Annotated in this window: 11 protein-coding genes; 2 read left to right on the forward strand and 9 right to left on the reverse strand. The window is 42.4% G+C overall.

Going from position 1 to position 10,726, the window contains the following annotated elements:
- Nucleotides 1–154: 154 nt before the first annotated feature.
- The 8 genes from DFQ12_RS08415 to DFQ12_RS08450 form a co-directional block, all read right to left on the reverse strand.
- Nucleotides 155–736, reverse strand: coding sequence for a GNAT family N-acetyltransferase (locus DFQ12_RS08415; RefSeq protein WP_244211698.1), 582 nt, complete (start codon nucleotides 734–736; stop codon nucleotides 155–157).
- A gap of 70 nt (nucleotides 737–806) precedes the next feature.
- Nucleotides 807–1,634, reverse strand: a complete 828-nt coding sequence (locus DFQ12_RS08420; RefSeq protein ID WP_120258497.1) for an ABC transporter ATP-binding protein — start codon at nucleotides 1,632–1,634, stop codon at nucleotides 807–809.
- Nucleotides 1,631–2,647, reverse strand: a complete 1,017-nt coding sequence (locus tag DFQ12_RS08425) for a FecCD family ABC transporter permease (protein ID WP_120258498.1) — start codon at nucleotides 2,645–2,647, stop codon at nucleotides 1,631–1,633. Before DFQ12_RS08425 ends, DFQ12_RS08420 begins: the two co-directional genes overlap by 4 nt.
- Nucleotides 2,644–3,645, reverse strand: coding sequence for an ABC transporter substrate-binding protein (locus DFQ12_RS08430; RefSeq protein ID WP_120258499.1), 1,002 nt, complete (start codon nucleotides 3,643–3,645; stop codon nucleotides 2,644–2,646). The genes DFQ12_RS08425 and DFQ12_RS08430 overlap by 4 nt, the downstream gene beginning before the upstream one ends.
- On the reverse strand, nucleotides 3,635–4,114 hold the full coding sequence (locus DFQ12_RS08435; RefSeq protein WP_120258500.1) for an urease accessory protein UreE: 480 nt from the start codon (nucleotides 4,112–4,114) through the stop codon (nucleotides 3,635–3,637). The genes DFQ12_RS08430 and DFQ12_RS08435 overlap by 11 nt, the downstream gene beginning before the upstream one ends.
- Nucleotides 4,115–4,196: 82 nt before the next feature.
- Nucleotides 4,197–4,925: a hydrogenase nickel incorporation protein HypB gene (gene hypB, locus DFQ12_RS08440; protein WP_120258501.1), complete on the reverse strand. Its 729-nt coding sequence runs from the start codon at nucleotides 4,923–4,925 to the stop codon at nucleotides 4,197–4,199.
- A 13-nt stretch (nucleotides 4,926–4,938) separates the two neighbouring features.
- Nucleotides 4,939–5,283: a hydrogenase maturation nickel metallochaperone HypA/HybF gene (locus DFQ12_RS08445; protein WP_077435628.1), complete on the reverse strand. Its 345-nt coding sequence runs from the start codon at nucleotides 5,281–5,283 to the stop codon at nucleotides 4,939–4,941.
- 90 nt (nucleotides 5,284–5,373) lie between these two features.
- The gene (locus tag DFQ12_RS08450) at nucleotides 5,374–5,772 is read right to left on the reverse strand and encodes a hypothetical protein (protein WP_120258502.1); all 399 of its coding nucleotides are present in this window, start codon (nucleotides 5,770–5,772) and stop codon (nucleotides 5,374–5,376) included.
- A 204-nt stretch (nucleotides 5,773–5,976) separates the two neighbouring features.
- Here DFQ12_RS08450 and DFQ12_RS08455 point away from each other — a divergent pair, with 204 nt between their 5' ends.
- Nucleotides 5,977–6,717 carry a YqjF family protein gene (locus DFQ12_RS08455; RefSeq protein WP_244211699.1) on the forward strand — a complete coding sequence of 247 codons (741 nt, stop codon included), beginning with the start codon at nucleotides 5,977–5,979 and terminating at the stop codon, nucleotides 6,715–6,717.
- A gap of 796 nt (nucleotides 6,718–7,513) precedes the next feature.
- Here the strand turns inward: DFQ12_RS08455 and katG are convergent.
- On the reverse strand, nucleotides 7,514–9,793 hold the full coding sequence (gene katG / locus DFQ12_RS08465) for a catalase/peroxidase HPI (RefSeq protein ID WP_120259276.1): 2,280 nt from the start codon (nucleotides 9,791–9,793) through the stop codon (nucleotides 7,514–7,516).
- A 268-nt stretch (nucleotides 9,794–10,061) separates the two neighbouring features.
- On the opposite strand from katG, the gene DFQ12_RS08470 reads away from it, so the two are divergent.
- Complete coding sequence (locus DFQ12_RS08470; RefSeq protein WP_120258505.1) at nucleotides 10,062–10,643, forward strand: DUF4126 domain-containing protein; 582 nt, start codon at nucleotides 10,062–10,064, stop codon at nucleotides 10,641–10,643.
- Nucleotides 10,644–10,726: the final 83 nt, after the last annotated feature.

Genomic DNA, 10,726 nt, shown 5'->3' on the forward strand with positions numbered 1-10,726 from the left:
GGCACATACCCTGTTTAAAACTCACCTACGATGATCTTATTGAAATAAGATGCTAAACAGGGACAGTTCCTCTGGAATTATTTTTTATCTTCTATTGCTGATTTATTTTATTTCTTGCATTCAGCTCGAATTCACATCACAAAACTGAATAGCCTTATTTCGACAATTCCAGTTCCGCCGAACATTTCAGTTTAATGGATTGCCCCAGCAGTAGTTCCATGTGAATTGTCGGAAAGCCCGACTCATCGCAGAATTCTTTGAGACAGAATCCTTGTTTTAACCAGAATTCATGGGCTCCCTCCAAAAAAGGATGGGTGTGTAAGTAAAGTCTTTCGACCGCTTTCTCCTTGGCCACCTTTGTCAATTGGCGGAAAAGTGCTGTTCCAAGTCCAGAACGACGGTAATCGGGGTCGACAAAAAGACGCGCGACCTCGACAGTCTTCCTGGCATCTAAATCCAGATGCGGAAAACGATAGTCATAAGCGAGCATACCGATCACACCGACCAGTTTTCCGCTCATGTCTCTTGCCTGTAGAAATGTTCCAGCTTGTTCATCCAGATACAGCTGTTTAAAGTCCAGCAAATCTCTGGGAATCTTTTGCGGGTCAAGCATGGGAAACAGCTGTTTCCGAAATTCAATAACATAAGGTAACACCGTTTCCAGATCCTGAACAGTGACTGTACTTATTGCGATATTTATGATTGAATCTGTCCTTTGCATGCCTATTTTATTCATACTATTTTCGTTTTTTGCGTCCGTACCGCCACTAGGATCTATTACCTTGTTCGCACATGGTTTACAGCCTTTATAGCTTATTATTTACGCCTTCCAGTTCAAGGGATTTTATCGAAGCCCAGTCATGTGCATGAAGCATGGGTGCAAACATCCATTTCCCTTGGTTGTCCAAACTGATCAATGGCAACTCATAGGTCTGTTCCAATACTTTCCGAACCTGCTCTCTGTTCATCCCCTGTAGATCCACCAGTGTATTGTCCTGCATCAAATAAAAGTGGTCGCCAAAAAGATAGGCCATATTGGGGTCGTGCATAACACAGAGCACCGTTGTACCCTCCTTGACCAGTTCTTTGGCGGTCTGCAAAACGGCAATCTGATAGTTCAGGTCAAGATGGTTTGTCGGTTCATCCAAAAGCAACAGATCAGGCTGTTGCACCAATACCCGACAAAGCAAGACCAGCTGCCGCTCTCCTCCTGAAAGGGAAGTATATGATTTATGCTTTAAATGTGCGAGATTAAATTTCTCCAGAATTGTATCCACAGCCTCAAAATCTTCACGGCGCGGTGAAAAGCGGGAGAATGATGCACGTCCTGTTAAAATAACATCCGCCACCTTAAAAGGGAAAGTTGTCTGATGAAACTGGTTTAAGAAACCCAGTTTAAGCGCATTTGATTTGCCTACCTTCCAGTTTCTACGTTCCGTTTCACCGATCAATACCGATCCCTGATAATGTTTCTCCAATCCGGCAATAACATTGAACAAGGTCGACTTACCGCTACCGTTCCGGCCTAGAATAACCGAAAGCTTTCCTTCCGGAAAGGACACATTGACATCCCGCAAAATAGTATCCTTACCATAGGCAAAAGATAGGTTTTTGATATGGATGGATTTGCTCATGAGTTCCAGTTAATTTCGTTCCGGCGCATCAGGTAGATAAAGAGTGGAGCGCCAATAATCATTGTAAATACCCCTATCGGAATTTCGAAAGGCATGACTGCACGTGAAAAATCGTCAATCAATAACAGGAATGTCCCACCGATACTGATATTCGCCCATACAACGATATTATTGTTGGGGCCAAAAATCATACGGCTGATATGTGGAACAATGAGTCCAAATAAGCTGATCACACCTACCGCAGCAACAGCTGATGCGGTGATCATGGTCGCAACCCCGATCATCACGAATTTCAGGAGTTTTGGATTCACCCCCACAGCAATTGCTTCCTGATCTCCCAATGCCAACAAATTCAATTTCCAACGCAATAAGATCAATATGATCAATCCGATCACTATCGGTAAAAAGGCGGTATGCACTTTTGACCAGGAGGCGGTATGGAGATTTCCCATCGTCCACTGCACAATTGCCTGTAATTTATAAGGGTCACTGATATATTGTAACAGGGTAAGCATCGCCGTAAATACCCCTGAAATAACCATTCCTGCCAAAACCATCCCAATGATGGATGTTTTTAAACCGGCATTGGATACAAAGTAAGTCAAGGCCACAGCACAGACACCAAAAAGAAATGCCGAAACATTGACGGACAAAAGTGGAAACAGCATGGCTAAGGCAGCACCGAAAGCAGCACCGGAAGATATTCCCAACGTAAATGGGTCTACTATAGGGTTTCGAAAAATCGCTTGTAAGGTCCCTCCAGATGAGGCAAGAGCGGCACCGACCATAAAGGTCAATAAAATTCGCGGCAAACGTACTTGCCACAAAATGGTATCCATGCTGCCCATCAATACCGTCGTATCATTTCCTTTATAAAGCCCTAATTCCAATCCGATACGCTGGCAGAGTTCAATAAAACCAATATGCTGACTTGAGCCGATCAATAATGAAAGCAGGAGCAGCACTAATGGCAATATCACCAACAATAAAAGCTTTTTTAATTGAAGTATCATTGCAGAAGCCCCGCTTTACCGTATAATTTTTCAAAAGCCATTGTCATATCCTGATCGAGTTGCTCCTTGGTATAACTCGGGAAACACCAATGCCGCACCTGTTTGGCAAAGAGCATAAATTTCACGGTATGTGGATCAAAAGGAAAGGACGGTGACATCACAAATACCTGTTTATTTTTTACGGCAGGCAGTGCGGCCAATTCTTTCAAATTATAAACATCAGAACTTTTGGAATTCCATAGAATCATGAGATCGGGATTCCACTTGTAGATCGTTTCAGCCCCTACATTTGGTGCTTCCATTTCTAAGGGACAGGCATTTGCCGCCCCCGATAGGCGGATGGCCATATCGATGAGACTACCTCTTCCCGAGGTCGAAAGTACACGTCCTTTGGACCAGGCATAATAGACCTTCTTTTGCGGTTGATCGAGCGGAGCGGCCATCTTTTTGACCTCATCGCCGACAAATTTCACAATTTCCTCAGCTCGTGCTTTCTTGTCCAAAAGCGTTCCCATTCCGATCAATTCGTTAAAGATACTGGTTTCATCTTTCGATGAAAAAGTGAAGACGGGAATACCCAAATTTTCGAGCTGTGTGATATTGTCCTGATCGGTATTGAATGTCAGAACAAGATCGGGGTTCAGGCTTACGATGCTTTCTACATTGTTGGCCTGACCACCAAAAGTTGGTGTAGCGATACTTTTCTGAACGATACGTGGGTCTAATTTCGATAAAAAAGCATAGGTATCTTCCATTTGATAGACTTGTTCAGGAATGCCGACCAATCGGTCACTGGCCTGTAGCATATAAACCTCATCCACAAGAGAGGGATACAGGACAACAACACGTTGGGCCGGTCGCTCCAATGCGATTTCCTTGCCGCGGCTATCCATGGCCTTCACCCCATTTTTACTTGCATTGGACTGTTGGTTTTGGCAGGCTTGTAAGCATACAAGCAAGACCAGTGGCAACAGCACTATATATATTCTAATTTTCATGCTTTCTGCTATTCTTTAGCTGCTGGCGAATCCGATTTTCAGACAGCAATATCGCTTCCTCCAATTGGACAGACGCACCATATTTCGCCGCAATTTGCTCATAGAGTCGACCATCATACGGCAAATGGAGAGACTGGAGCTGATCGACCTGGAATATCGGTAGATGTCGGTTACCGACGAAATAACCAAAATCTGCCAGTTGAACCAAATCCGAAGGGTTAAACCTGATCGCCAAGGTCGGCTTAACAGCGACGATTGCCTGCAGTTCCCCATTGTGGTACAGCGCATCTCCATGATGCCACTCCTGCCCCTGCTCCAATTGCATCAAGATCGTATTGCCAGACAAGGTATTTCTGGTCAAACGGCGTTTATTAATTTCAAACCATTCGATGTATACCCGATCTACCTGATCAGTGATGGCTTGGTGCTGGGGCACAATGGTATCTATCGTTACAGGCAATCTATTCATTGTTATATAGGGTATATCATTCAAACTTTGCGCTGTGATCAACCATCGTTCGATCTGATCGTTGATCACCTTCGCGCATTTACTATTTCGCCGCAGCTACTTTCTGTTGTTCTTTTTTCAGTTGGACTTTCTCTTTCAACCAATCACACCAGCTATCAAGGCCATCTCCATTCAAGGTACTGATCGTAATCACTTCGAGGTTTGGATTGACTTCACGTGCATCTTTTGTCACGGCATCTACAGAGAAAGGCACATAAGGTAACAAGTCTGCTTTTGAAACAAGCATTAATTCGCTGGTCAAAAACATACGTGGGTATTTTTTTGGTTTATCATCACCTTCGGTTGTCGCCAATAAAGTGACCCGATAGTCTTCACCTAGATCAAAAGCCGAAGGGCAAAGTAAGTTTCCGACATTTTCGATAAATAACAAATCAATACCTTCGATATCGATGTGATCCAGTGCCTGCAGAATCATTTGTGCTTCGATATGGCACATACCGCCGGTAACGATCTGCAATGCATTGATTCCAACATCACGCATACGGATGGCATCACGTTCCGTTTCAGGATCTCCCACTAACACAGCAATGTTTAGATCTTTTGAAAGACGCTTTCCAGTCTCTTGCATCAAAGTTGTTTTACCAGAACCCGGAGAAGAGCATACATTAATCACACATACATCTTTCAGTCTGTCGCGGATACTTTTAGCGACAAAATCATTTGCCTTTAATAAATGTAGGGTGGTATTTTCACATTGAACTGAACCGACACGGTTACCTAAGCTTTTAGGATTTTGAGTATTGTCTGACATGATAAATGATTTTTTAATCGTGTTTAAAAATTACTTTGGAAATATAGAGTTCATTTCCTTGAACAATTGTACTCGAAGGTTGTCCACAATCGCAGACAAATCGGTGAAAATGAACAGGAAAATTCTTCTGACAGTGCTCACAATAGGCGATGATATCATTTACCACAACCTCCATTTCCATATCCCGGTAATGGGTATTTTCGGTGATAAATGCGTCAAAAGCATTTTGGATCAGCACAGGCTGCACATTGGACAATAGTCCGGCTGTCACCTGAATTTTCTGGATATCATCCACTCTGGTCTCGTAATGCGAGGTCAGGGTATCGAAGATATCCTTTACTATACTTAGCTCGTGCATTGGTATATTTTAAGAAATCAATAAAATAAATTTAGAATAGAAATTACGATTTTTCGTTCAATTTCCGTGAAAGATGAAAGTTCAAAATCGTTAAAACGGAATTTTTATTTGCTCAAAAAGCAGGAACCGTGCTATGGGAATCGGTTCAATATCCAAAATATGCAGATAACGGTAGTCGTTCTGCAAAGCCGAAGGCAGTAATTCGTGCCAGAGCAAATCGACGACAACTACCCAGCGGTCTGTTAACCAATCCTGATTATTTTCGACGTCCAATTCGGCGATAGATTGCACCGATGGATATAAAGGATCTAAATCTGGATTGTCTAATTTTTGAGGGGTAGATAGCGAAAAGTCAGCTTTATTTGGTTCAGTTTTTAGGGAAGATATCTCGCAGTGAAAACTATCACTTTTCGGTACAATACTATTTGCATTTAAACTTTTAAATGAAACGAACAGAACTGTAATTAGAAAAATAAAGTGCTTCCACATAGCTGCAAACTAACAAAGTAACAAGTTTCCCTTTGAAAACAACACAAAGTTACTACCGATCAAACAACAAAAAGTAGCACAAATCTTGAATTTTATTTCACAAAATAGGAAAAGCCCAAAGAAAATTCCATAATTCTTCATATATTAAATTAAAATTTGGTTAAAGCGAGATTAAAATGATCTTAGAGGCATAAATTGATGATTTTGGCACAAAAAATTAAAACAATTTTAAGAGATTATAATCATCGTCCATGGCCTATATCAACGAGCCCCTGGCGGTACTATCAGGAATGGCTTGATCTACTTTTTTTACATTTTCAAGTCGATTATGATCTACTCCGGACATTAGTTCCTGCCGAATTAAAAATCGATCAACATGAAAGTAGCTGTTATGTATCTTTGGTTGCCTTCAAGATGAAAAATATCCGTCCCAGAAATTTGCCAGCATTCCCGCCTATCTCGGACTTTTATGAGATCAATGTACGTACCTATATCGATCTGGATGGTAAAAAGGGTGTTTATTTTATCCATATTGAAGCAAGCAAATGCCTATCCGCATTAGTGGCAAAAAAGTTATCGGGTCTGCCTTACGAAAAGTCCACCATGCTGCGGAATACACAAGGGTATCACAATCTCAATCAAGAAAGGGGCTTTAGGTTGAAAACGATCTTTGCGGCGGCCGATGAGATTAAAATCAAATCCAGCCTTGATACCTGGCTTACCGAACGCTATTGCCTTTACTTGAACAAACCCGATGGAATATATTGTTTCGACATCCATCATTCGGAATGGCCCTTATTTTCAGTGCAGTTGCAAGAATGCCAGTTGAACTATACAGTTGGTGATATTCGTCTCCACAACGAAAATATTGCGCTTACACACTACTCTCCCGGTGTACAAGTGCTGGCCTGGAACGCTGTAATGATCAAGCCCCACCAACGATAACAATAATACCTACATTCACGTTTTCTGGTTAAATTCATCTGCCGAAATGCAAAACCTCAGGAGAAAACTATACTTTCCCTTTAGGGAATCCTGCGTCCCTCGAGGGGAATTTACTTTTCCCTTAGGGGAGTCTTCCGCCCTCCGTGGGTGATTTACTTTTCCCTTAGGGGAATCTTTTGTCCTCCGAGGGGAATTTACTTTTTCCTTAAGGGAATCTTCCGTCCCCCGTGGGTGATTTACTTTTCCCTTAGGGGAATCTTCTGTCCTCCGAGGGGAATTTACTTTTCCCTTAGGGGAGTCTTCCGCTCTCCTAAGGGAATTTGTTTTTTCCTTAGGGGAATCTTCCATCCTCCGAGGGGAATTTACTTTTCCCTTAGGGGAGTCTTCCGCTCTCCTAAGGGAATTTGTTTTTTCCTTAGGGGAATCTTCCATCCTCCGAGGGGAATTTACTTTTTCCTTAAGGGAATCTTCCGTCCCCCTAAGGGAATTTGTTTTTACTCGAAATCTAGGTCTGAGAAATCTGAGTAACAAACTATGGGATTAAAGACAATAGATCAAGTTTTTACCAAAAAACAAATTGAAATTCAATAAAAAAATAGGATAAAATTGTCCCAAAAAGTTTTTCACGGTCCTTCAATTTTGGGACAATTTTACCCCTACTATCATCCTTTAATTTTGTATACAACACAAAAAAGGCCTGTACGACTGATCATGTACAGGCCTTCCTATTATTAATCGCTTGTCAGGCGCCGCTACTGTGCTTTGAGATTACATTAACGAGCGGTGCTCCGTCCAGTTATCTGTGTAAATCAAAACGATCCAACTCCATCACCTTATTCCAAGCAGCGACAAAATCTTTAGCGAATTTTTCTTTCGCATCAGCACTACCATAGATTTCAGCAACAGCTCTTAATTCAGCGTTAGAACCAAATACCAGATCTGCACGTCCAGCAACCCATTTCTTTGCGCCCGTTTTACGGTCTGTTCCTTCAAAGAGTTCCCGATCCTGCGAAACGGCAGTCCAAGCTGTACTCATATCCAATAGGTTCACAAAAAAGTCATTGGTCAACTGTCCGGGGCGTTCCGTCATGACACCTGTCTGAGAACCATCAAAATTAGCCTGCAATACACGCATACCACCGATTAAAACGGTCAATTCCGGAACAGATAAAGTCAGTAATTGTGCTTTATCAATCAATAATGATTCAGTGGAAACAGTGTAGGAACCCTTCCTATAGTTTCTAAAGCCATCCGCAATAGGTTCTAAATATCCCATTGATTCTACATCAGTCTGATCTTGAGAAGCATCCATGCGTCCAGGATTAAACGGAACCTTTAGCGCATGTCCGCCAGCTCTTGCCCCCTGTTCGATTGCTGCTGCACCGGCAAGGACAATTAAATCAGCCAGCGATACCTTTTTACCGCCTTGTTGTTTACCATTGAAATCCTGTTGGATCTGCTCCAGCACAGTTAGCACTTTTTGCAATTGCGTCGGGTTATTAACCTGCCAATAACGTTGTGGCGCCAAGCGAAGGCGGGCTCCATTTGCTCCACCACGCATATCCGACCCCCGGAATGTAGAAGCCGAAGCCCATGCGGTAGTCACCAACTCCCCGATACTAAGACCTGAAGCCAAAATAGCAGATTTTAAACCTTCAACGTCGTGTTCATCGACCAATACATGATCTACAGCTGGAATAGGGTCTTGCCATAACAACTCTTCGCTAGGTACTTCAGCTCCAAGATAACGTTCACGTGGACCTAGATCACGGTGCGTCAATTTAAACCAAGCGCGTGAGAAAGCATCCGCGAAAGCATCCTGATCTTCATAGAATTTACGGGAAATCTTTTCGTAAACAGGATCAAAACGTAAGGACAGATCCGTTGTCAACATCGTAGGTCTACGTTTTTTATTGGGGTCAAAAGGATCGGGAATACTTGAATCAGCTCCTTTTGCCACCCATTGGTGCGCACCTGCGGGACTTTTTGTAAGTTCCCATTCATTTTCAAAAAGATTTTTAAAAAAGAGGTTCGTCCATTCGGTCGGTTTTTGAGTCCAGATAACTTCCAGTCCACTGGTAATGGCATCAGTACCTACCCCGGTACCGTAACTGCTTCTCCATCCGAGCCCTTGCTGTTCAATCCCTGCAGCTTCGGGTTCCTTACCAACATTATCGGCTGGTCCGGCACCATGTGTTTTTCCAAAAGTATGTCCTCCGGCGATTAACGCAACCGTTTCCTCATCATCCATCGCCATACGACCAAAAGTGTCCCTAATATCCTTTGCCGCTGCAATAGGATCCGGATTTCCATCTGGTCCCTCTGGATTCACATAGATCAATCCCATCTGTACAGCTGCCAAAGGTTTTTCGAGATTGCGCGAATGCTCTTTACCATCAGCATTATCATCCGCTGATAAAACACCATGCGATTCAACCACACCTTCAGAACCATGTGCATAACGTACATCACCACCTAACCAGGTTTTTTCCGATCCCCAATATACATCCAATTCCGGTTCAAAAGCATCTACACGTCCTCCTGAAAAGCCAAAAGTTTTAAATCCCATTGATTCCAGTGCAACATTTCCCGTTAGGATCAATAAATCTGCCCACGAAATATTCTTACCATATTTTTGTTTGATCGGCCACAACAGTCGACGCGCCTTATCCAAGCTCACATTGTCTGGCCAACTATTTAAAGGTGCAAAACGCTGCTGTCCAGAACCTGCACCACCGCGACCATCACTTACACGATAGGTTCCTGCACTATGCCAGGCCATCCGAATAAATAAGGGACCATAATGTCCAAAATCTGCCGGCCACCAATCCTGCGAATCTGTCATCAATACATGTAAATCTCTCTTAACGGCTTCCAGATCCAATTGTTTGAAAGCTTCAGCATAATCAAAACCTTCATCCATTGGATTTGATTTTGTCGCATGTTGTCTCAAAAGATCCACACGAAGTCTATTTGGCCACCAATCTTGATTTTGGGTTCCCCCTCCCGCAACGGCGTTGCGCATCGTTCCATTGTGAAATGGGCATTTGCTAATGTCTTTTTCGTTGTTGTCCATATTAAAAGAAAGTTTATTTATATAATACCTTAAATGATCAAATTGTTTGACTTTTACTTTCATAAAATTAAACAAATACACGATCGTCTACTCATCGAATGATTCGATACAATATAATCAAAATCTATAAATAGAACTAAACATTATAAAAAACAAACAGTTACAACAAACACGAGACACCATTTGTTCCGCCGTTCACAACAATTTTAAAAACAAAAAACACTCTTTTTTTATTCTACTAATAGATAGAACTAAGCATCCATTTATTATGGGGGAATTATCCACATATCTGGTCAGTGCATTTATTGGTATTAGTCTGGCTGCGGCAACAGGTTTCCGAATTTTTATGCCTCTGTTTTTGCTCAGCTTGGGCTGTCGTCTGGAATTATTTCAGGTGGGTAATGAATGGGCTTGGGCAGGTTCCAACTTGGTACTGATCACCACAAGCATAGCGATGGTTATCGAAGTTGCCGCTTACTACATACCCCTTGTTGACAATATCCTGGATACCATTTCCATTCCTTTGGCAACGATTGCGGGAACATTACTATTTGCGGTACAGTTTACAGATATTTCTCCGTTTTTCCGCTGGTCAGCGGCCATTATCGCCGGAGGGGGAACTGCGGCGACGATCAGTACAGTACTGGCTGGTACAAGAGCAGCTTCTTCCATCGGTACTGCGGGTCTTGGCAATTTTATTATTTCGACCATGGAGACTATTGGTTCCTCCGTCTTAACCATTCTAGCCATATTCGTTCCTTTTATGGCTGTTTTGGTCGTTTTCGCCTTATTCTATTTCTTCGGGAAGTTTGGAAAAAAACAACTGCAAAAGAAGCTTAAAAAAACGTAAAGGGAAAAGCCTCCAAAAAGTAAAAGCTCCCTTAGAATTGAGTATTCGAAAAAGAGATTATAGGGAGGGTGCCAACTAAATTA

The sequence above is a fragment of the Sphingobacterium detergens genome (genome assembly GCF_003610355.1).
GTDB classification, from domain to species: Bacteria; Bacteroidota; Bacteroidia; order Sphingobacteriales; family Sphingobacteriaceae; genus Sphingobacterium; species Sphingobacterium detergens.